General features: G+C 42.8%; 16 protein-coding genes. 10 read left to right on the forward strand and 6 right to left on the reverse strand.

The genetic code is table 11. The annotated features are described in order from the left end of the window. Positions 1 to 90 precede the first annotated feature (90 nt). The 4 genes from purB (at position 91) to AC13FX_RS12155 (ending at position 4470) form a co-directional block, all read left to right on the forward strand. On the forward strand, positions 91 to 1386 hold the full coding sequence (purB, locus tag AC13FX_RS12140) for an adenylosuccinate lyase (protein WP_482880979.1): 1296 nt from the start codon (positions 91 to 93) through the stop codon (positions 1384 to 1386). Positions 1387 to 2280: 894 nt separating this feature from the next. Further along, positions 2281 to 2718, forward strand: coding sequence for a hypothetical protein (locus tag AC13FX_RS12145; RefSeq protein ID WP_482880980.1), 438 nt, complete (start codon positions 2281 to 2283; stop codon positions 2716 to 2718). 59 nt (positions 2719 to 2777) lie between these two features. Further along, positions 2778 to 3785 (forward strand): hypothetical protein, encoded by a 1008-nt coding sequence (locus AC13FX_RS12150; RefSeq protein WP_482880982.1) that lies wholly within the window; start codon positions 2778 to 2780, stop codon positions 3783 to 3785. A gap of 190 nt (positions 3786 to 3975) precedes the next feature. After that, a complete protein-coding gene (locus AC13FX_RS12155; RefSeq protein WP_482880983.1) occupies positions 3976 to 4470 on the forward strand; it encodes an MgtC/SapB family protein in 495 nt (164 codons plus the stop codon). A 65-nt stretch (positions 4471 to 4535) separates the two neighbouring features. Here the strand turns inward: AC13FX_RS12155 and AC13FX_RS12160 are convergent, their stop codons facing one another. Both AC13FX_RS12160 and lysS read right to left on the reverse strand, forming a co-directional pair. Next, positions 4536 to 5762, reverse strand: coding sequence for an FtsX-like permease family protein (locus tag AC13FX_RS12160; protein ID WP_482880984.1), 1227 nt, complete (start codon positions 5760 to 5762; stop codon positions 4536 to 4538). A 53-nt stretch (positions 5763 to 5815) separates the two neighbouring features. Continuing rightward, on the reverse strand, positions 5816 to 7345 hold the full coding sequence (gene lysS / locus AC13FX_RS12165) for a lysine--tRNA ligase (protein WP_482880985.1): 1530 nt from the start codon (positions 7343 to 7345) through the stop codon (positions 5816 to 5818). Between the two features lie 252 nt (positions 7346 to 7597). Here lysS and AC13FX_RS12170 point away from each other — a divergent pair, with 252 nt between their 5' ends. Genes AC13FX_RS12170 through AC13FX_RS12180 form a run of 3 tightly spaced genes read left to right on the forward strand, consistent with a single transcriptional unit; the run spans position 7598 to position 11788 of the window. After that, complete coding sequence (locus AC13FX_RS12170; protein WP_482880986.1) at positions 7598 to 9847, forward strand: hypothetical protein; 2250 nt, start codon at positions 7598 to 7600, stop codon at positions 9845 to 9847. A 17-nt stretch (positions 9848 to 9864) separates the two neighbouring features. After that, positions 9865 to 11370: a DUF5723 family protein gene (locus AC13FX_RS12175; RefSeq protein ID WP_482880988.1), complete on the forward strand. Its 1506-nt coding sequence runs from the start codon at positions 9865 to 9867 to the stop codon at positions 11368 to 11370. 49 nt (positions 11371 to 11419) lie between these two features. Beyond that, positions 11420 to 11788 (forward strand): hypothetical protein, encoded by a 369-nt coding sequence (locus tag AC13FX_RS12180; protein WP_482880990.1) that lies wholly within the window; start codon positions 11420 to 11422, stop codon positions 11786 to 11788. On the opposite strand, the gene pncA is transcribed toward AC13FX_RS12180, so the two are convergent. From pncA to AC13FX_RS12200, 4 genes are read right to left on the reverse strand one after another with little or no spacing between them, the layout of a single operon-like run. Beyond that, on the reverse strand, positions 11785 to 12393 hold the full coding sequence (gene pncA, locus AC13FX_RS12185) for a bifunctional nicotinamidase/pyrazinamidase (protein ID WP_482880991.1): 609 nt from the start codon (positions 12391 to 12393) through the stop codon (positions 11785 to 11787). The two genes, AC13FX_RS12180 and pncA, sit on opposite strands and share 4 nt — an antisense overlap. Before the next feature lie 7 nt (positions 12394 to 12400). Continuing rightward, positions 12401 to 13798, reverse strand: a complete 1398-nt coding sequence (locus AC13FX_RS12190; RefSeq protein ID WP_482880993.1) for a nicotinate phosphoribosyltransferase — start codon at positions 13796 to 13798, stop codon at positions 12401 to 12403. Positions 13799 to 13857: 59 nt separating this feature from the next. Further along, the gene (lpoB, locus tag AC13FX_RS12195; protein ID WP_482880994.1) at positions 13858 to 14463 is read right to left on the reverse strand and encodes a penicillin-binding protein activator LpoB; all 606 of its coding nucleotides are present in this window, start codon (positions 14461 to 14463) and stop codon (positions 13858 to 13860) included. 24 nt (positions 14464 to 14487) lie between these two features. Next, a complete protein-coding gene (locus AC13FX_RS12200) occupies positions 14488 to 15819 on the reverse strand; it encodes a COG3014 family protein (RefSeq protein WP_482880995.1) in 1332 nt (443 codons plus the stop codon). 52 nt (positions 15820 to 15871) lie between these two features. Between AC13FX_RS12200 and AC13FX_RS12205 the strand changes: the two genes are divergently transcribed. The 3 genes from AC13FX_RS12205 to AC13FX_RS12215 all read left to right on the forward strand — a co-directional run bounded on the left by AC13FX_RS12205 (position 15872) and on the right by AC13FX_RS12215 (position 21964). Further along, a complete protein-coding gene (locus AC13FX_RS12205; protein WP_482880997.1) occupies positions 15872 to 17500 on the forward strand; it encodes an Ig-like domain-containing domain in 1629 nt (542 codons plus the stop codon). 6 nt (positions 17501 to 17506) lie between these two features. Further along, a complete protein-coding gene (locus tag AC13FX_RS12210) occupies positions 17507 to 18394 on the forward strand; it encodes a mechanosensitive ion channel family protein (protein ID WP_482880998.1) in 888 nt (295 codons plus the stop codon). A 99-nt stretch (positions 18395 to 18493) separates the two neighbouring features. Beyond that, positions 18494 to 21964 carry a methylmalonyl-CoA mutase family protein gene (locus AC13FX_RS12215; protein WP_482880999.1) on the forward strand — a complete coding sequence of 1157 codons (3471 nt, stop codon included), beginning with the start codon at positions 18494 to 18496 and terminating at the stop codon, positions 21962 to 21964. The last annotated feature ends 195 nt before the right edge of the window (positions 21965 to 22159 follow it).

Genomic DNA, 22159 nt, shown 5'->3' on the forward strand with positions numbered 1-22159 from the left:
AAGGGTGAAAGAACCGCAAATACGGGCTTAATCTGTTCATTTAAAATCCTATCTTTGGGCCGAACTTTTAATCATCCAAAGTAAGATTACATGATCTCCCGATATTCCCGCAAAGAAATGTCCGACCTGTGGACCGACGAAGCTCAATTTCAAGCCTGGCTGGACGTAGAACTCGCCGCCTGCTGGGCCTGGGCCAAACTCGGTAAGATCCCGATGGATGACGTGGATAAGCTCTACGAAAATGCGGGTTTTGATGTAGATCGGATCAAGGAGATCGAAGCCAAGACCCGCCATGATGTGGTGGCTTTTACAAGAGCCGTTTCCGAAACGCTGGGCGATGAAAAGAAATGGGTGCACTATGGACTTACCTCCACCGATGTGGTGGATACCGCCTGGGGCGTGCGGCTCAAGAAAGCCAATGCCATCCTGCTTGAAGGACTTGAACGTATTGTGGATGTACTCGCTGAAAAAGCCAGGGCTCATAAGTACACCATCATGATGGGGCGCACCCATGGTATTCACGCCGAGCCAACCACTTTTGGATTGAAATGTGCGCTCTGGTATGCGGAAATGAACCGTAACCTGGAGCGATTCAAACAAGCCGCCGCTGATGTGGAGTTCGGTAAGCTGTCCGGATCGGTAGGCACCTTTGCCAACATCCCGCCGGAAGTGGAAGAATATACCTGCGAGAAATTAGGACTGAGTCCGGCGCCCATATCCACCCAGACCCTCCAGCGCGATCGTCATGCCTATTACCTCTCTACACTGGCACTGATCGGCTCCACCATGGAGAAGATGGCTGTGGAAGTACGCCACCTGCAGCGCAGTGAACTGAGGGAAGCCGAGGAGGCCTTCCGCAAAGGGCAGAAGGGATCCTCATCCATGCCGCATAAACGTAATCCCGTCAGTTCGGAAAATATCTCCGGTTGCGCCCGGGTGTTACGAGGGTATATGGTCACCGCCTATGAGAACATTCCGCTTTGGCATGAACGCGATATCTCACACTCCTCAGCCGAACGGATCATCCTGCCCGATGCCACCACGTTATTGGATTATATGCTGAACCGCTTTGCCGGGGTGATCGAAAACCTCGTGGTGTTTGAAGACAATATGGAAGCCAACATCTGGAAGACCCAGGGACTGGTCTTCTCCCAACGCCTCCTCCACAAGCTCATCGACAAGGGCATGCCTCGTGAGCAGGCTTACGATACCGTTCAGCCGCTGGCCATGAAGTCGTGGGAAGAACAAATCCTTTTCAAACCCATTGTAGAATCTGATGAAACTGTTACCGAAGCCCTGACACAGGATGAGATCGACGAAGCCTTCGACCTCGATCACCACACCCGAAATGTGGATGTGATCTTTAAGCGGGTTGGACTAGGGTAGTTTTGAGTTTTTAGTGTTGAGTGTTTAGTTATTCTAACTTGTCTCGGTCTGACGGATCGTTGAATTCGAGTAATACAGCCTTAAGCCATCCATCAGACGGGTGGTCCGTCAGATGTATTTCGTGCTAAAGAGTAACCTTGAAGCGTGCGAAGCTCCTTCAAGCGTTACGGGACTGAGGCCAACACCGAACGCTCCGAGGACCGCTGGACGCTCGGAGGTTCTCAGCTTCAATCCCCTCAAATTATCTTTTCAGTCTTGAGCGTAGCGGAGACTGGAAAGTAGTTGCTCAGGAAGTCTCCGACTTCCAATATGGGCAACGTACTCTATTCTATTTAATACCTGGCTGCCAGTATGCAAATCAGAGACTTGCTCAGCAAAGACTCTTAAGTCAGCGCTCGATAGGTTTGGGATAACGGATTATAATTGTAAGGCTCGCTGTAAGACTTAAGAGATGCTAGAAATTATATTTCGAAGAACGGAAGAACCTCCGAAACCATCTTTTCGTCCGGTCTTAACCAAATGATCATTCTGCAAAGGAGAGGACGGGGTGATGGATGGTGGCTTAAGGTCACAACGGATGGACTTTGGTAAAACAAAATGCTGTAGTGCTTTCCATCACCCGGCTCGTTTTGTAATCAAAGTGTTTTTCCTATTCAGACTGAGCCGAATGATGGGGTGGGTAGGTACCTTTATCATTTGGCTCTACAGATCACAACTTTCGAAAGACTGATTGTCTTCAAAATAGTAGAAAGTGGTTTATTGAAGGGCATAGAGAATATTGTTATATAGAGAAAACCCTCCAAAAATACCGTTAAATGATGATTTCTGAATTAAAATGGAACACAATACGTTTTTATAACTACGAATAATAAATACAAACTAAAACATACGGACATGAAAAAATTAGTGTTATCCTTGACTGTTATTGGTTTAATTGGGTTAGTGAATCCATTGAAAGCTCAGCTTACGGATGGTCATGAGAGATTAAAAAAACACGTGAATACGATAGTAAATGAAGTGGAAGAAACTAAAGACCCGATCCAAAAAAGAATTATATTGGATGAATCGCTTGGCGAGATGATAACCGCCATCGACCGGGTCAGTGAAAGAGGATCGGTTTCAGAAACAGATAAAAAGGGCTTGGCAAAGTTCAAAGAAAAGTTGAATAACCGTAAAGATGAACTAAACGGTATCAATGGCTTTAGCAAAGTTCCCAATAATCAGTTGAACAACTATGCTAATTTTATTCAACAGGAAATAGAGCAGGCAGATGCTGTAACAATTAGCGTAACGACTGCCTTATTGATCATTATCATATTATTATTGCTCTGATCCACCGTTATTTTAAGCGAAAAGCGTGGTTAGTCCCACGCTTTTTTTATGTTTGAGACATGAATAAAATCCTTTCATTTATCTTATTATTCGTGTTGGCCGCTTGTTCAACAGTGGATAAAACAACGCGACAACTTATACCTGAGGCAGACTACACCCTGGTTTTCATGGTACATGGGGATGCCAATTATACTTACCACGAAAACGGTGAAAGGTATCGGGCGGATGAACGGATGATCGATGAAGCCATTGCAAGAGGGAAAGCTTCAGCCAATGGGGAAGTTTTTATCTTTCATCAAAAACCGGAACACAAGAGATTATTCTTATTCCCGAAGAAAGATCGGGTGTGGTATCACTTTAGGGGAGGTAAGCTGACAGGAAAAGGGGCCTATTCACCGAAGGGTGGAGGTTTTGAAGCTGAAGCTGAAATATATAAAGGCATGGCCTCAGAACAGGGGCGAAAAATGTTTTTATATTTTGGACATGAAATACCATCACAAGCTTCTTTTACCTACCACAATTCTCAGCCGAAACAACTGTTCAATACCCGCATCTTTACTGAGGATATAACCTTATTCGAGGCTATGTTTGACCTGGTAGTACTTTCTACATGCAATAATGGAAATCCGCTGATGGCCTCGGAGCTTACCGGTAAAAGCAGATATTTGGTTGCTTCACCCCGGGATCTTCACTTATCTTATCTGAATACGCGGGCATTGCAAGAATTAGAGGAACGCCCATCCATAACAACCGGAACCTTAGCTGACTCTTTAGCTAAAGAGTCATTTAAAAGACTGAGTGAAGAGCTTCAAACCCTGGTAACTGTGGGTATCTATGACCTTGATGTTGTTGATACCTATATTCATTCATGGGCTGACATTTACTCATCCTATCTTGAAAAACTTGATCAGGAATCCCTCTTTCGAGATAATACTGAATGCAGTAAGCTGGATATATTTGCCGATAATAGTATTCCGGAGAGTGGGACTAGCTTATATTTCGAAGCCCCGGCTTTTGGCAGAGAAGCAGCCAGGAGTACACATTCTGTTTGGGGATGTAAGAATTAAAGAAAGGTCTTTTATAAGATTATGGAAGTCATAAAGTACTTAAATAGTAATTTTCCAGAGGCCATGTGCAAAAGGTCTGTGATACATAATATTAGCCGGGAGATGCTAACCTTCGTTTGGCAGGCAAACCAGGGTTAATTGAAAACCTAACCGGATCCGTAAAACCGGGGACGTTAAAAGTCAATGAATTATGGGAATAGATGAATTGTCGTATTGGTTTACATCGGAATTTGATCTTCAGCTAATTCTGAGCAACCTGACACTGCTATTTGTGGCCTTTCTTTTCGCTTTACCCGTTGCGTGGAACAGGGAAAGGACAGCCCGTTCTGCAGGATTACGCACATTTCCATTGGTATCTATCGCATCCTGTGGATATATGCTGATCGGGATATCCATCTTTGATGCAGATGGATCCGTGGCTAGAGTGACCTATGGTATCATTACCGGAATGGGTTTTATAGGGGGAGGGGCCATTCTGAAATCAAAGGGAAATATCATGGGAACGGCCACAGCGGCCAGTATCTGGAACACCGGAGCGATCGGTGTCTCGGTGGCTTTTCGCATGTATGAGATAGCCCTGGTATTATCCCTGGTTAATTTTCTGATCCTTCGTTTTGCCGAACCCATTAAGAACAAAAAACTAAGAAAGGATCAGAAAGGGCAAACTGAAGAGGATGTCGGTTGACTGAAATGAAAGATCAGAAATAAAAATCACCTAACACCTTTTAAAATATAGCGCTTTGATAAACTTTAACGCCCAAAAGTAATAACCTTTACGGGGTCGGTATTGGAGGCTACACGTGCAGGAAACCAGGAGGCTATACCGGATAATAGGAAGGTGACAAGTGTAACGATCACAAAGTCGATAAAATGGGGTTCCACCGGTGCATAACTCATATAATAATTCTCCTGAGAAAGTGGGATAAGCTGATAATTGATCTGTAAGTAATAGAATAGCAGAGATATGAAGACCCCAATGATCAATCCAACTCCTGCTACCAATAAACCCTCAATGAGGAAAACCCTGCGGATTGCTTTAGATTTACTGCCAATGGTTTTTAGGATCCCGATATCACGGGTTCTTTCCAATACCATCATCAGAATGGCACCAATAAGGTTGAAGGCAGCTACAATGATCATTCCGCTGATCACCAGCGGGATCATATTCTCCTGAAGCTCAACCCAGGCAAATATATTTCCGAAGATCGTAAAGATCGTTTCTATGAAGAAGGGAAATATGATGGTTTGTCCAAGGGTCTCTTTAAATACTGCAATATCCGTATCCTCATTAACCCTGATCTCTACCGCATCAGCTTGTGTGTCAGAGTATTTGAATAGGGTACGGGCATGTTGCCTGTCAACCAGCGCAAAGACCCCATCAAACATATCTATACCTGTTTCATAGATACCTGAAAGCCGGAATTGTTTGATCTCGGGTGAATTTATTAGAGAAGGTATACCTTCTATCGTATACACTGTAATTACGGATCCAATATCTGCCTGAAGTTCATCAGCCAGTTCTCTTCCGATCACGATACCGGCAAAACCGGATTCATCCTCACTGAGATCATATTCTCCTTCAGTCAGATAGTTGGCGACACCATGATTTGGAACCTCTTGATCTACGCCTTTTAAGGTGGTTCCGGTTACATTATCACGGGTCTGTATCATAACCTGACCCTGAATAACGGATTGCTTGAAGGTGATCTCAGGGTAACGCTCCAAGTGAGTCAATAAGGTATCGACACGCTCGATAGGACGATTAACAAAAGAATTGATGGTCACGTGAGGCGCAAACTCCATGATCTTACCATTGATCGTGGATTTAAATCCATGAACGATCGACAATGCGATCAAAAGGCCTGCTGCTCCAACGGCAATTCCGGCAATAGACATATATTTGATAAAGGAAAGAAATCCCGAACTTTTTCGGGATCCCTTGAAATATCTAAGTGCGAGATACCATTCAAATTTCATGAAATGATCCCGTTTTCGACATTCTCTATACCTTTTTCAAAATCCAATATTTCCTACTCCGGTTTCATTTGTGGGAAAAAGAGAACGTCACGTATAGAATCCGAGTTGGTCATGATCATAGCCAGCCTGTCAATACCGATACCAATTCCTGCCGTGGGAGGCATGCCGTATTCCAGGGCACGGATAAAGTCCTCATCGATGGTCATAGCTTCCTCGTCGCCACCTGCACGCAGTTTAGCTTGTTCTTCGAGGCGTTCTCTTTGATCGATAGGGTCATTGAGCTCTGTATAGGCATTAGCGATCTCTTTTCCGTTACAAATAGCTTCAAATCGTTCTACCAGACCCTCCTTGGAGCGGTGTTTCTTTGTAAGCGGACTCATTTCGATCGGATAATCCGTGATAAAGGTCGGCTGTATCAATTTGCCTTCCACATATTCACCAAAGATCTCGTCAATGATCTTGCCGGCACCGAATGAATCATCAAGCTCTATATGAAGTTCTTTAGCGACTTTTTTCAATTCATTCAGGTCTTTGCCATACAGATCATGACCGGTTTCTTTTTCAATGGCTTCAAATAGGGGAATTCGTGGCCATGGAGCCTTGAAATCGATCTCATGCTCACCCACCTGTACCTTGGTTGAACCATGAAGTTCGAGGGCTACTTTCTCAAGCATATTCTCGGTGAATTCCATCATCCAATTGTAATCCTTATAAGCCACATATAGCTCAACCTGAGTAAATTCAGGGTTATGGAATCTTGAAAGACCTTCATTTCTGAAATCCTTTGAGAATTCATAGACTCCATCAAACCCACCTACAATCAGTCTTTTGAGATAAAGCTCGTTAGCAATACGAAGGTACAGATCCATATCCAGGGCGTTGTGATGCGTCACAAACGGTTTGGCTGCAGCACCTCCATATATGGGTTGAAGGATAGGGGTTTCTACTTCCAGGTAACCTTTATCATTCATGATATTACGCATGGCCTGAACCATCTGGGTTCTCATCTGGAAAGTTTTACGCACATCCGGATTTACGATCAGGTCAACATACCGCATGCGGTACCGCTGCTCTTTATCGGTGAAAGCGTCATGGATTACGGTCTCTCCATCCTCATTTTCAACTTCTTTCGGGGTTGGGATAGGATGGATGGTCTTTGATAAAAACTCAAATTCCTGGGCATGAATGGTAGTTTCACCGGTTCGGGTTTTAAATACGAATCCTTTGATCCCGACTATGTCCCCGATATCTGCCAGTTTTTTGAATACCGTATTGTATTCTTCAACCCCCACATCATCGCGACGGATATATACCTGGATAGTACCTTCAGAATCTTGAAGATTAAAGAAAGATGCCTTACCCATGATACGTCGCGTCATAATCCGTCCGGCAACACTTACAGAATCAGTGTTGGGATTGGTTTCTTCATCCCGGATCAGTTTCTCATTAGCTAAGATCTGTTTTGAGGTATGGGACACATCAAAAGAATAGGGATATGGATTCACTCCCATTTCTTCTAATTGTTCAAGTTTTTCCCGGCGAATTTCTTCCTGTTCAGAAAGACTTAATTCCTGGTCAGACATCTAATATTTTTAAATTTTATTACAGGTTTTTGATAAGCACCAAAAATACCGAATTATGCTGAGAATTGTGAGTATTAGCATCAATTAGTTTGACATTCAGAAGTATTTACTGTTTAAGAATTATAGACATAGAATTTTTTAAAGCATCCTAACGTAAATTCCGTTAATGCTTTACTACTTTTTAGCCGATAAGTAAGTATCAAAGATGCTATCTTTTCAGGATCGTAAATCACAAACAGTAAAAACCCCACTATGCGTAAAATAATTTTTTCGTTTTTGATGGTTTTTGGAATGTTGTTATCAGGATGTGAAATGCCCGATGAACCAAATTTCAGAACATCACATCGAATCGAAGCTCCTGTCATGTATAATAAGACATTCCAGTTTATGGGGCAGGGTTCAGATGTATTTATTGATACGACCTCTTCAGATTTTGACTCACTCTTTTCTGTTGATGGAGATAACTTTATAACTATTTCTAAACAAGAAGACTTTGATTTTGGCGATCTTAATGATGCCATTCCTGAGGTCAATTTCACACCCACTTCATTTTCAACTTCAGTAGGAGAGATCGAGGTCGGAAGTTTTTCATCGGGAGCAGGTGGTAATTTAGGTGAGGCAAGTTTTCAGGATATCACCGGGCTAGATCCGGCTTTATTTCCAGCAGGAACACCTATACCTGGCGGGCAAACTCCAACACCGGTTAATATTCAGGTTGGGTCAAATACTGACTATTTTGTAAGCGCCGTCATTAAAAGTGGATCGGTTGAACTGACGATCACAAATGATCTCGGATTTGATATTGATGCAGCAGATATTGACCTGAAATCAGGAAATACGATCGTTACTTCAACAACTTTAAACAATGTGACCCATGGCAGTACGACGATCGGGCATTTTGCCTTTACAAACGGTGATGTGCTTCAAGACCTGAATGTAGATGTGTCCGTAACATGGTCAGCCCAAACTTCTCAGGATAACCCCGGAAGCCTGATCGTGGAAAGTCTTGAAGGTAATAACCTTGTTGCTTCACAAGTTGAGGCGGCTGTAGCTGCACAGACCTTTGAGAGCAGTGATGTGACTAATCTTGATAACACTGAATTCCAGTTTACAACCTCAGGTCATTATGTTGAATTGCAATCAGGTGATATGCAGATCTCTGAGATCGTTAATTATATTGATATCACAGTAGAGAATATGTCAATATCCTTTCCGGACATTCGTTCAGCTCCTTATGGAGCAGGAGATTCACTTATTATTAGTTATAGTGGAGTGACTGAGATCACGAGAAATGGAACGGCTCCGGCCAGAAATATTAACCTGAGTGGATATCGAATATATGCGGAAGGAAATCAGGTTGAGTATAATATTTCGGCTTTAACTGAGAATACCCAAACAGGAAGTGGATCAGAAACACGCATAATATCAGAAACCGATAATGTTGCAGCCACCGTTTCGATCAATAATCTACAGATCTCAGAGGCCTTTGGGATCATTACACCAAAGACCGTTTTATTAAGTGATGATGACCCAAATAATGGTATTAATGAGCTTGACCTCTTCAATAGTACAGAAGCTGAACTGACTGAGATCGACGGACTCTCAGATCTTTCTGGTAAACTTGATGGACTGGAGTTCACAGAGCCGACCATTAGTGTGGATTACATTACAAATTTATCTGTTGGGGCCACTATTTATGGAGCGTTTTTGGGGATTAATTCAAAAGGAGAGGAAGTATACCTGACCGGAAATGCAGGAAGTGAATTTGAAGTGACTTCACCTGTGTCTGGTTTAATGGTAAACGGTACTGCATTAAATGAATCTGAGCTTATCAAGTTTGAGATCGATTCTAACACCGGAAGTGGATCCATTACATTTGATGAAACTTCAACAAATGTAGATGATTTTCTTAATAACCTGCCGGACGAGATCCGATTCATTGGTAAGGCTGTGGTCAATGAAAACAATGGGGAGGGCACCGTTACCACTCCAATTCAATTTGACCCAACAATAAATGTGAACATACCGCTCGCCTTCAGAACTACGCAGGCTGCAACGTTCACTGACACAACAGAACAGGATATGGGTGACCTCCCGTCACCTCAAAAAGGAGATGACAGCCGTCTGACAGAAGGTCGAATCATCATTGATTATACCAATGGTATTCCCCTGCAGGTAGATCTTGCCGTTACCTTTTTGGATTCATTGTATAATCCAATAACCAGCATACCGGTATCAGGAGATGAGATCTTGTTAATGGCATCGGGAATCGATCCGGGTACTCAATTCGCTGATAATCCATCCAGCAGTACCATGCAAATAATTCTTACTGAGAATCAGCTGGAGCAACTTTATCAAACACGATATCTGGAGGTATCCGCCTGGCTTTTGACCACCGACACTGATAATGATGGATCAGGCAACGAGGTAAAGATCAGAACAACAGATGCGATCACATTATCCGTGAGTGCAGACCTTAGCATTGAAACGGAGGTAAACTAATGAAGACTTCAGGATATATGACTAAAATTCAGAGATCAGCTCTTTTAGTGATCCTATTTGCAGGATTATTGACAGTCAATACCTACTCACAATCCCGCCATTTTAATGCTCAGTCAACCGGTATGGGTGGGGGAGGTACAGCCTACATAGATGGGTTCAATGCTAATTTCGTGAACCCTGCAAACCTTATGCTGGATACCCATAGAGGAAGAACACAGATAGGTATCGCAAATACAGGGGTTAAAGCTGGCGGAACATTGGCAAATTTGTCGGTTTATAACGATTACCTTACAACCGGTTTATTGATTTCCGGAGATACCAGGGAGAATATGCTTAGCGATTGGTTTGGGGAAAGTTCAGCCAACACCAGGCAAATGGCAGGAACCGTGAATGTTTCTCCTATCGGAATATCACACCGTCGATCAAAGCAGGCTTTCAGTTTAGCAACACGGTTTAGGTTCACCGAAGACTTTAGTGTCAACAAAGGACTGGCAGAATTAGCTGTTTACGGTCTTGATGCCGATAAATTTTCGGATCCAACGCCAATGAATTTTACATCAAGTACGGTTGCTTTTGCAGAGATCTCATTTGGCTATGCCAGAAAGATCATTGAGATCCCGAATTTGCTGTTTGCAAAGGATGTAAAGCTTAATGCCGGAGTAGCTCCGAAATATTTGTATGGTGTATATGCTGCAGATGCAGATTTTCAGTCAACCTTTCAAATGACCAGGGGTGGGCAGGGGTCGCCGTTTACTGTAAATCACGATTTCAGCTATAGTGTAAATACGGTCGGTCAGCTTTCTCAGCAGCTTCAGGCTTTTGAAGCGGCCTATAATCAAGACAGCGATGCAAACATAGAAGACTATGTTGATTATGAGGGAGATGACGTGGGAGATGTTGATGCCACCGGTTTTGGTGTCGATCTGGGTGCTACATTAGAAATGGATGTATCCTACCTGCCTATTCCACTATTTGTTAATAAGGACAAAATACTCAGAATCTCCATGTCTGTGACCGATCTTGGATCCATCAGTTACAAGAAAACCCCGTCACGTATTTTTGCTGAAGGAGAGTTTACATATCAGGGAGCCCAAAACGAGGATTCTTTTAACGATTATTTTGACAATCTGGGCGACAGCCTTAAAACAGATATCTACGGTAATTTCAATGCGGAAGAAACCGAGGGTATAACGCATACTTTACCTGCTATGTACAATTTCGGTGCTTCACTTGAGATGGGCAAATTATTGGTAGCTCTTGATTATGGATTTGGTTTCAATAATGAAGGGGTCAATTCCAGAAGAAGCGTATTAAACTTAGGTGCTCAGTATCGATTATTTGGGTTTGTACCGATACGTGCTGGTACCAGACTTGGGGGGTATTCATCTGTTGCCTACTCAGCCGGAATCGGACTGGATTTTGACTTCCTTGAATTTACTGTTGGAGCGTCAACAGTGGCAAACTCCGCTAATTCAGGAAGTTCAGCAGCAGCAGCCTGGAGTGGATTCGTGATCAGGTTTTAAAGATCTTAAAGTCCCTTTCAGCGAATTATTTGTTACAAAAGCTCGTTATGTGGATCAGATAAAATTGATCTGTATGGCGAGCTTTGCAATTTATGAATTCGTTGCCCTCATCCTGGCATTACCGCTGAGTTATGCTATGGCTTGGCTGGCAAAGAAGTATACTTATGCCACCTATAGGGACGAAGTAGATAGACTTTATACTGCCGTATGGAATGGGGATGAGGAGGATGAACTTAATGCGTGGCTAAAGGTATACCGTATTTATTTGAATAAAAAAGCTCCAAGAAAGAAGAAGTATATTTTAAATAAAATTGAAACGCTGAATAAACAGCCTATTTATAGTTCGGTTATAGTTGATGCCAGTGGTCATCTAAAATACCATTCTGCACCAAATGAAATGGATTCAGGGAATATCTAGATCTCTGAAGAAGAGACCATATTAACACCGGCTTCCTTCATTTCTTTCATTGCGGTCTCTACAGAACCATCGATATCTATACCCTTTACGGCATCCGTGATCAGGTTCACTTCATATCCAAGTTTACGTCCATCCAGGGCTGTCCACTTTACGCAAAAGTCAGTTGCAAGACCTGCTACAAATAACGCATCCACACCACGAGCCTTTAGATAACCGTGAAGACCTGTAACTGTGGACTGATCATTTTCGAAGAAAGCTGAATATGAATCGATTTGTCTGCGGAATCCTTTTCTAATGATGATCTGAGAAGGTTTATTCCTTAGATCAGTATGAAATTCTGCTCCTTCAGTACCCTGAACACAATGATCAGGCCACAAGACTTGTGTGCCATATTCCATTTCAATCGAATCATAAGGTGATTTTCCCTCATGATTAGACGCAAAGGAGAGATGGTCACCCGGGTGCCAGTCCTGGGTTTGTACGATACAATCGAAAGAATCTGTTAACTTGTTGATAGGTTCAATTACCTCATCTCCATCAGGTACCGCCAGGGCGCCGCCCGGGCAAAAATCATTTTGAACATCAACTATAATAAGTGCTTTCATGTTTTAGCTATGCTTTTTTGAGTAATTCAATTTTAAGTTCGCGCAGGTTGTTACTTAAACCAACCTTATAAACGTGTGGATTATCAAAGCGTTTGTGTTCGTCGTTTAGTTTCTTAAGTCTTGATTTTGCGTAGTCAGCACTTTCTGTCAGCCTTGGTTTTTCAATGATCACTTTACCATTCTCTACAACTTTCTTCTGTAATTCTTCGGACTTTAAATGCCCAACATTAGCCGATCGGTGAGAGATATAAGGGTGATAGATCACTTCAGGAGTTTTTTCATTGGCGAGGGCGATACCATCACTATGAAAACTGCCGTCCTGATTATAGTACCTTATAACTTTCTTAGCATCCGGCAGTGTGATCTTCTCTTCATTCTCGGAGATCTTTAGAGTCGGTTGTCCATTTATGGAACTAAGCTTGTAAACCCCATCAAGGGCAGGGTCATCGAAGGCAGTAACCAATTTGGTGCCAACACCAAACATGTCAATTGGTGCTCCCTGATCAAATAAACTTTTTATAAGGTATTCATCCAGCTGATTGGACACTGCGATCTTTACATATTCCAGACCCGCTTTATCCAGCATTTCGCGACTTTTTCGGGCAAAGTAAGCCAGGTCACCGCTATCAAGACGGATGCCCACCAATCTATGACCTTTTTCCTCAAGCTCTTTTGCGACTTTTATGGCATTGGGAACACCGTATTTAAGCGTACTGTAGGTATCTACAAGCAAAATGGATGAATCCGGGTAATGCTGAGCATAGGTTCTGAATGCTGTCAGTTCATCCTCAAACGATTGTATCCATGAGTGAGCCATCGTACCGTTAACAGGGATGTCGTTTTGCATGCCGGCTAAAACGTTAGAGGTTCCCTGGAACCCACCGATCATAGCCGCTTTTGAAGCTTGTAGCCCACCTAATCCCTGAGACCGTCTTAAACCAAAATCTACGACAGGATTCTCACCGGCTGCTTGTTTGATACGAGCCGCTTTGGTTGCGATAAGGGATGAGAAGTTAAGTGTATTCAACAGAATGGTTTCAAGGATCTGGGTTTCAACAAGATTGCCATCAACTCTCAGAATAGGTTCATTCGGAAATACGACCTCACCTTCGTTTACTGAGTGAATGGTAACCTTCAATTCAAAATCCTTGAGATAGGTCAGAAATTCTTCCTTAAAACCCTGAGATCTTAGGTAATCAATTTCATCTTCATGGAATTTAAAATCTTTGATTATCTGGAGCAGATCACTTAAACCTGCAAAGATCACAAAGCCTCCATCAAAGGGAAGACTTCGAAAGAAGTAATCAAAGGTAGCGGTTTGTTCATGGCGACCGGAGAGGAAATATCCCTGTGCCATGGTCAGTTCATAAAGATCGGTGTATAAGGCTGGATTTTTTAAGATCATGCACACAAAATAAAAAGGCTTTCCGTAAAACAGAAAGCCTTTAATGGTTTTAGGAGAAATTAACCCCTGAAATTTCTGCGTTCTACAATTTTCTTGATCTTCTTGTTACCGATCCACACTTTTTGATTGGTTTCAACATTGATCAATTCCATGTTTACGGTATAGAAAACTGAAACCGTACGCCCGCTAGGTGTTTCATCAACAATTGAACTGATATTACCTATCAAAATGAAATCGGCGCCAAGTTCCTGTGCCATTGCCTTCATGGTTTCAGTGGAAGCATATTGTTGTTGCTCCATGCGTTCCTGACGTATCTCTCTGCGCTCATCACTGCTTGCTACGATACTAACTGAGCCGGAATTGACAAAAGCACGTTCGATCTCTTTTGTGATCACATCTGTATCAATGTGTTCCATGCTTTCATTTCTGACATTACCGACTATGACAACAGGTTGCTTCTGGTATTCTCTGCTGTACTGATTTAGCCATGGCTTGGTCATGGCGTCGCTTATCATTTCTTGAGATACCATACGGGCATCGGTTTCATTCCATCGGCCTGAGAGGTCCGTTGTTTCCTGTGGATCTGTACGAGTTACTTTTGCTGTTGGCCTGCACCCCGTGAAAAGGATAACAACGGCCATGGTTATTAATATTGCGTGTTTCATGATTTTAATGGTTGGGTTGATTAATTAATGTGAGTAAATGGATTCTACCAGTAACAACTCATTGGTTCCGGAAACGTTGATTTCATAGGTTTCGGAGTAGAGAAGGGAGTTATTAGCAGATAAATATTCTATTTCAAGTTCATGGGTACCTTCCGGTAATTTCAAAGTATTGACCCAGGCTTTTCCCGGAAGGGTTTGCCAGCCGCGTAGGTCCGCTTTTTCTGTGGTCTCCTGTCCGATCATACCCAATACTTCGAGCAGAAATCCCCAGTTCTTATGTTTCTTCTTAACGCTTGAACTTATCAGGGTTGATCCGGTTGCTTTTACTGTAGCTCTAAGTAATGAACGGGTGTAAATAATGGGTTTCTTAGCTTGATATATCTCAGCCGAAACTTCATCCATTTCCTCAACTAGATAGAGAGGCGAGGAAAGGGTATCAGTTCTTACACGTATCGCACGCACGCGGGAGTTATACATCAATAATTTGGGAAGGGAGAATTTAACATAAAAACTGTCATCATCCCCATCATCGAGCCATAGGCGAAAATCTTCCTGCACTTTAATGGGTGCTTGTCCAGAAAAAGCAGTGATCAATACATTGTAAGTCTGAGGTTCCTGTATATGGCTCAAATGGTCCGGATCAGACTTTAGCAAACTGCCAATGGTGTCTTGTTCCTTAATAGCGGAAGAAAATTTTTCAAATTCTATCCTTGAATCATCAAATTTACCGGTTTTGGCAAACAGTACTGATGATAAGAAATGACTGAAGGCACTGTTCTGTATATTGATCTCGCCTGAACTCCAGGCCTGTCCCGAACTGTCTGATTTTGCAAAAGCATCAACCAACCCTTTTAAACGGATATCAAGTCTCTCCATTTTATAGGACATTCTTCTGGCCTCGACCAGGGCAGATTCAAGATCCTGTTGATGCATGAAGTTGAGGCTTTTGAAGGCGTTCAGGTAAACATCTTCATAAGGTTCGCCATCATAAGTGAGAGTGTTGTCGTTGTTAAGGAAGGAACCAATACCACGGCTGACACTTTTTGTATAGGCGTCTTCGATAAGATATTCAGCATTATTCAGGTAAGTATTTGAACTATCATAATCACCGGCAAAATGATAGATCATCCCACCTTCGAGATTCTTCAGAACAGCATCCTTAGAGCGATAGACTTCATCACTCTCAAATTTCTTCATAAGCTCGGATGCGTTTTCGTAATTACCCGCTGTAAACGTATTTCTGAGATCGGCCTGGGCATCATCCAAAACATAAGCGTGACATCCACTAAGTAAAATGATCACCCCAACGTAAAATAGATGAATTCGGGCATGATTTATAGTTATCTTGGCAGCCATTAAGAGCAGATGAATTTTGAATCAGACAAACTTGAGTTATTAACTGTAGTGAATGTACGTGAATAATAGCCGATTGTTATATCACATGTTGGTGTTAGCTATATTTTTTGGATTTTGGTCCTGTGCAACGCCAATTGCCCCAACTGGTGGGCCACAGGATAAGGCCGGACCGGTTATTGTGAATACCATACCTGAAAGTGGAACCGTAAATTATGATGGCAGTAACTTTGAGTTCTATTTTGATGAATTCGTGAACCGAAATAATGCCAGAAATGCGATCACCATTGAGCCTGATCTGGGTATAAGTTATGAGGTATCCTGGAAGAGGAAGATGATGAGTATTGAATTTAAAGATGAATTTCCTGATTCCACAACGGTGATCATAAAACTGGGGACTGAGATCACAGATACCCGAAATAATAAGATGTCTAAACCATACACTTTAGCTGTTTCAACCGGTGATGAGATAGATAGTGGTGAAATTATGGGCAGAATCAGGCTGGCAGATACCGGAGAACCGGCTGAGAATACAAGAGTGCTATTATACCGTCAACCATTTGACCTGGCCCAGCGTGCAACCTATCAGGCACAGACCGATACCGGTGGAACTTTCAACTTTTCTTATCTGGCAGAGGGAAGTTATAAAGCATTAGTAGTGGATGACAGAAACCGAAATAAGATATGGGACCGGGGAAATGAATCTGCCTATCCGTTTTACGAGGAGATAATCAGGCTTCAGAAGTCTTCATCAGACACCCTGGATGTTGTGTACGTCGCCCAACCTGATACCATAAGGCCGGATTTACAAGGTGTAGGGCTATTTTCTCAAAACAGGATGCGTTTAAGGTTTAGTGAAAATATCACCACGAGTAAAGAAATTTCACTCACCATTGCGGACAGTCTGGAGAATCCCTATACAACAGCTTATCCTTTGTACATTTCAGAAAGTGATCCTTTTGTGCTTTTTGCCCAAAGTGAGGCGCCTTTACTGGAAGATGTTACTTATCTGATAGATCTTCGGGGTGTCACAGATCTTTCCGGAAATTCTCCTGATTCAGGATATGTTGAATTTACGGGCACAGCACAGGAAGACACCACAAAACAGCGCATTATTGGTCGTGACCTGAATAAAGACCTGTTGGTGAATGAGCCCATCACGATAATTTATGCTGCACCGATCACACAGCCGGAGATCGTAGATTCCCTGGTGGTGATAGAGGGCGAAATTGATTTTGATGACTGGCCTGAAATCAAAACAGAAGGCAATCGCTTGATAATAAGTCCTCAGGGAGGGTGGATCGAAGGGGTTGATTATCAGTTCCTGGCGTGGAATCCGGTCACGATGAGAAGGCAATTGTTTGAGCCGAATATCTGGGATTCCACTGAATTTGGTGATATTGATATCAGAATTCTGGATACTGATACAACGCAGACACACATCGTAACTCTTCATGATCCTTCAGGAAGTGAAATAAGATCATTAAATTTCAATGAGCAAATATACATAACTGACCTTCCCCCCATAAGATATACACTGAAAGTGTTTAGGGATGAAAACGGTGATCAGCAATGGAATATGGGAAATGCGGATCCCTATCGTACACCTGAAAAATACTATATCCAACAAAACGTCAATGTTCAGGTTGGTTTTACATCAGAAGTGCAAATTACCTTTGATTAGACATTTATGAGTGACTTATTATCAAATTATATCGATCAAACCTGGCACCTGCCCATTCTGGTAGGGGTGATCATTTTATTGACCATTATAATCGCCTCGGTCACTACCCGGATCATCAATCTGATGATAAAGCGAACCAAGGCAGCAGACGATAACGAGGATGTGACCAATCTTGTCTTTTTTAAACGATCTGTCATAGTGTTGATCTATTTGACAGGGTTCAGCTTTGCGATCTATATGATCCCGCAGTTAAGAGTAATTGCAGCTTCATTGCTGGCCGGTGCCGGTCTATTGGCCGTAGCCGTAGGTTTTGCCTCTCAGGCTGCCTTATCGAATGTGATTGGCGGACTGTTCATCGTGATCTTTAAACCCTACAAGATCGGAGACCGAATATTAGTTAGAATGGATCTCAACGGAGTTGTAGAAGACATAAATTTGCGTCATACCGTGATCAGAAATTTCGAGAACAAACGGATCATCATACCCAACTCTGTTATCAGTAATGAGGTTGTGATCAACTCTAATTACGAGGATAATCAGATCTGTAAGTTCATTGATATGGGAATCAGTTACGACTCTGATATTGATCTGGCTAAAAAGATCATGAAAGAAGAAGTTCTTGCCCACCCACTATTTGTTGATGTTAGAACTGAAGAACAAAAGGAAGCCGGTGAAGATATCGTCCCGGTCAGGGTTATTCTTATGGGAGAATCTTCAGTCAATTTAAGGGCATGGAGTTGGGCCAATAATCCGCCTGATGCTTTCGTTATGGGGTGTGATCTGCTTGAAAGCATTAAAAAACGCTTTGACAAGGAAGGTATAGAGATACCGTTCCCTCACCGAACGCTGGTGTATAAAGAGCCCAAAAATAAGGACTCAGGGCCTGCTATTTGATTTGCCACCTGGTTTAATAAACATCGTAAACAAGCATCGAAAATCCCTAAACAAATCGTTATCTTTTGGAACCGCTTCCAATTATCAAGAATTTAAGTTATGTCTGTAGAAACGAAGTCTAAGTCATCAAAGAAGAAAACTGCTGAAGAAAACGGAACTGTGAATCAACAGCCGTATCAATCAAAAAATAAGATCCGATTTGTTACGGCCGCCAGTTTGTTTGACGGTCATGATGCCAGCATAAATATAATGCGTCGGATTTTGCAGAGTAGCGGTGCGGAGGTCATTCATTTGGGACATAACCGATCTGTTCACGAGATCGTGAATTGTGCCATTCAGGAAGATGCACAAGGTATTGCAATAAGTTCTTATCAGGGTGGCCACGTCGAGTATTTCAAATACATGATCGAGCTGCTTGAGGAAAATGGAGCCGGCCATATCAAAGTATTTGGCGGTGGAGGCGGTGTTATCGTTCAGGAAGAAATTGAAGACCTGCACGATGCCGGAGTGACCCGTATCTTTTCTGTGGAAGATGGAAGTAAGATGGGACTTCAGGGCATGATCAATTTCATGCTTGAAGAATGTGACTTCGATCCTATTGAGGTGAGCAAACCGGATATAAAGAAAGTATTGAAACGTGAAAACGGACAGCTTGCCAGAGCCTTGACGGCCATCGAAAATGACCATACAGATATCCTGACTTATAATGATGGGAAACTGATCGATGATAAGGATAACGAAATCAAGACTGGTGATAAGACCATCCCATTAGTGGGAATCACAGGGACAGGAGGAGCCGGTAAAAGTTCACTGACGGATGAAATTGTTCGAAGATTTCTGACAGAATTTGAAGAAATGACTATCGGAATAATCTCTGTTGACCCTTCCAAGGTAAAAACAGGTGGTGCCTTACTGGGTGATCGTATCCGCATGAACAGCATTGACACTGAAAGAGTGTATATGCGAAGTATGGCAACCCGGGCCTCAAACCGGTCGACCAGCAAAGGATTATTAGGTGCCATCGAATTATACAAAGCTGCAGGTTTTGACCTTATCATCGTTGAAACCTCAGGAATTGGTCAGAGTGGAACTGAGATCGTGGAATACACCGATATTCCAATTTATGTAATGACCAGTGAGTATGGCGCTGCTACACAGCTTGAGAAGATAAATATGCTGGATCTTGCTGAGTTGGTGGTTCTGAATAAATTTGAGAAGAAGGGATCACTTGATGCATTGCGTGATATCCGTAAGCAAATGATCCGTAATTCAGGCAGATGGCATGCCAAGCAGGAAGAGACGCCTGTATATCCAACCATCGCGGCTCAGTTCAACGACGAGGGTGTGAACCGGTTATTCAAAGCTATAGTGGATTACATCAACGACCGATATGATATTGGCTGGAAAACAAAGATATATACCAATCCAAAACCGGCAGAGGATATTCAGGCACAAGCTATTATTCCTGGAAAGCGGGTTCGTTATTTGTCTGAGATCTCTGAAACCGTGCGTGATTATCATGAGTGGGTTGAGGAACAGGTAGATGTAGCTTCAAAACTGGATCAGGTATCGGGAACCATCGATCAGCTTGAGAATTGGAATCCGGATGAAAAAGAGGTCATGAAGGAGAATCTTGCCAAAATGCGAGAGCATTGGTTGACCAAGCTGGATGTACTGCCTAAACGCATCATTGAAGGGTGGGATGAACTGTTCGAGCAGTATCAACAGGAACACTTTGAGGTTAAGATCCGCAACAAGACCTTTAAAAATAAATTGTATCGGGAATCTCTTAGCGGGTTGATGATCCCTCGTGTTGCACTTCCTAAGACCAAGAACAAAGGTGAGCAGCTCAAGTTTGCCCTGAAAGAAAACCTTCCCGGATATTTTCCATATACGGCAGGCGTGTTTCCTTTTAAACGTGAAGGAGAGGACCCAACCAGAATGTTTGCCGGTGAAGGAACACCTGAGCGTACGAACAAGCGTTTTCATTATGTAAGTGAAGGCATGCCCGCTGCCCGGTTATCAACGGCATTTGATTCAGTTACCTTGTACGGTGAAGACCCCGGCTATCGTCCGGATATTTATGGTAAGATCGGTAACTCAGGCGTGAGTATTTGTACACTTGATGACATGAAGAAATTGTACTCCGGATTTGAGCTGACCTCTCCCAAAACCTCAGTATCCATGACCATCAATGGGCCGGCGCCTATGATACTCGCCATGTTTATGAATACGGCCATTGATCAGGAAGTAGAAAGGCACCTGAAGGAAAACGGAAAATGGGAGCAGGCTAAGAAAAGGATAAAAAAATACTTCAAGGAACGAGGAGTTAAGCCTCCTGAGTATGGTATCGAAATTCCAGCAGGCAGTGATGGATTTGGACTTGGTCTGCTGGGAATAACCGGAGACGAACTGGTTGATAAGGAAACCTATGATAGGATCAAGGAAGATACATTAAATGTGGTTCGGGGAACCGTTCAGGCTGATATTCTAAAAGAAGATCAGGCTCAAAACACCTGTATCTTCTCCACTGAATTTGCCCTGAAGATGATGGGGGATATACAGACCTACTTCACCGATCATAAGGTCAGGAATTATTATTCAGTATCAATATCCGGCTACCATATTGCTGAAGCCGGTGCAAATCCGATCACTCAGGCTGCCTTTACCTTAGCCAATGGATTTACCTTTGTGGAATACTATCTGGCTCGCGGTTTGGATGTGGATGATTTTGCCCATAATCTTTCGTTCTTCTTTAGTAATGGACTAGACCCTGAATATGCGGTCATCGGGCGTGTAGCCCGCAGGATCTGGGCCGTTGCCATGAAAAATAAATATGAGGCCAATGACCGATCCCAGAAACTGAAGTATCATATCCAAACAAGTGGTCGTTCATTACATGCTCAGGAGATTCAGTTCAATGATATCCGAACTACCTTGCAGGCATTATTGGCTATCTATGATAACTGTAACTCTCTTCATACCAATGCTTATGATGAGGCCATTACAACACCGACAGAGGAATCGGTTCGCCGTGCCCTTGCTATCCAGATGATCATCAACAAAGAGCTGGGAACTGCTAAAAATGAGAATATCAATCAGGGTTCCTACTTCATAGAAGAATTGACCGACCTTGTTGAGGAGGCTATTCTTACTGAATTCGACCGTATCACCGAACGAGGTGGAGTATTGGGAGCCATGGAAAATATGTACCAACGCGGTAAGATCCAGGACGAGAGTCTCTATTATGAATCCAAAAAGCATTCCGGCGAACTGCCGATCATTGGTGTTAATACCTTCCAGAAAGAAGATGGAGGGGAGGAAGAAGAGAAAACGATCGAGCTTATCCGTTCAACAGAAGAGGAGAAACGACAGCAGATCGAAAACCTGGAAGCCTTTTGGAAACGCAATGAAAAAGAGGCGGAACAGGCCATCGCAAGACTTAAGGAGGTTGCCCGGAACAAAGGAAACTTATTTGAGGAGTTGATGGAAACCGTTAAGGTGGCTTCACTGGGACAGATATCACATGCACTCTATGAAGTGGGCGGGCAGTACCGGCGCAATATGTGATCGCTGATTATATAAATGCAGAAAAACTTTTCGGTCTTAGGCGAAACTAAGATTGAAAAGATCGTGCTCAGGAAGTCTCTGATTTCCAATACAGGTTTTGTGTTTTCTTTAATACAATTCCTGTTATTCTTTATGCAAGTCAGAGAGTTGCTAGAGTTGAGCTCTTAAGTCAGCGTTCGATAAGTATTGGATGTA

Source organism: Gracilimonas sp. B-17 (assembly GCF_056857935.1).

Coding starts and splice junctions, on each gene's coding strand:
- purB (WP_482880979.1), top strand. CDS start 91: ATGATCTCCCGATATTCCCGCAAAGAAATGTCCGACCTGTGGACCGAC.
- AC13FX_RS12145 (WP_482880980.1), top strand. CDS start 2,281: ATGAAAAAATTAGTGTTATCCTTGACTGTTATTGGTTTAATTGGGTTA.
- AC13FX_RS12150 (WP_482880982.1), top strand. CDS start 2,778: ATGAATAAAATCCTTTCATTTATCTTATTATTCGTGTTGGCCGCTTGT.
- AC13FX_RS12155 (WP_482880983.1), top strand. CDS start 3,976: ATGGGAATAGATGAATTGTCGTATTGGTTTACATCGGAATTTGATCTT.
- AC13FX_RS12160 (WP_482880984.1), bottom strand. CDS start 5,762: ATGAAATTTGAATGGTATCTCGCACTTAGATATTTCAAGGGATCCCGA.
- lysS (WP_482880985.1), bottom strand. CDS start 7,345: ATGTCTGACCAGGAATTAAGTCTTTCTGAACAGGAAGAAATTCGCCGG.
- AC13FX_RS12170 (WP_482880986.1), top strand. CDS start 7,598: ATGCGTAAAATAATTTTTTCGTTTTTGATGGTTTTTGGAATGTTGTTA.
- AC13FX_RS12175 (WP_482880988.1), top strand. CDS start 9,865: ATGACTAAAATTCAGAGATCAGCTCTTTTAGTGATCCTATTTGCAGGA.
- pncA (WP_482880991.1), bottom strand. CDS start 12,393: ATGAAAGCACTTATTATAGTTGATGTTCAAAATGATTTTTGCCCGGGC.
- AC13FX_RS12190 (WP_482880993.1), bottom strand. CDS start 13,798: ATGATCTTAAAAAATCCAGCCTTATACACCGATCTTTATGAACTGACC.
- lpoB (WP_482880994.1), bottom strand. CDS start 14,463: ATGAAACACGCAATATTAATAACCATGGCCGTTGTTATCCTTTTCACG.
- AC13FX_RS12200 (WP_482880995.1), bottom strand. CDS start 15,819: ATGGCTGCCAAGATAACTATAAATCATGCCCGAATTCATCTATTTTAC.
- AC13FX_RS12205 (WP_482880997.1), top strand. CDS start 15,872: ATGTACGTGAATAATAGCCGATTGTTATATCACATGTTGGTGTTAGCT.
- AC13FX_RS12210 (WP_482880998.1), top strand. CDS start 17,507: ATGAGTGACTTATTATCAAATTATATCGATCAAACCTGGCACCTGCCC.
- AC13FX_RS12215 (WP_482880999.1), top strand. CDS start 18,494: ATGTCTGTAGAAACGAAGTCTAAGTCATCAAAGAAGAAAACTGCTGAA.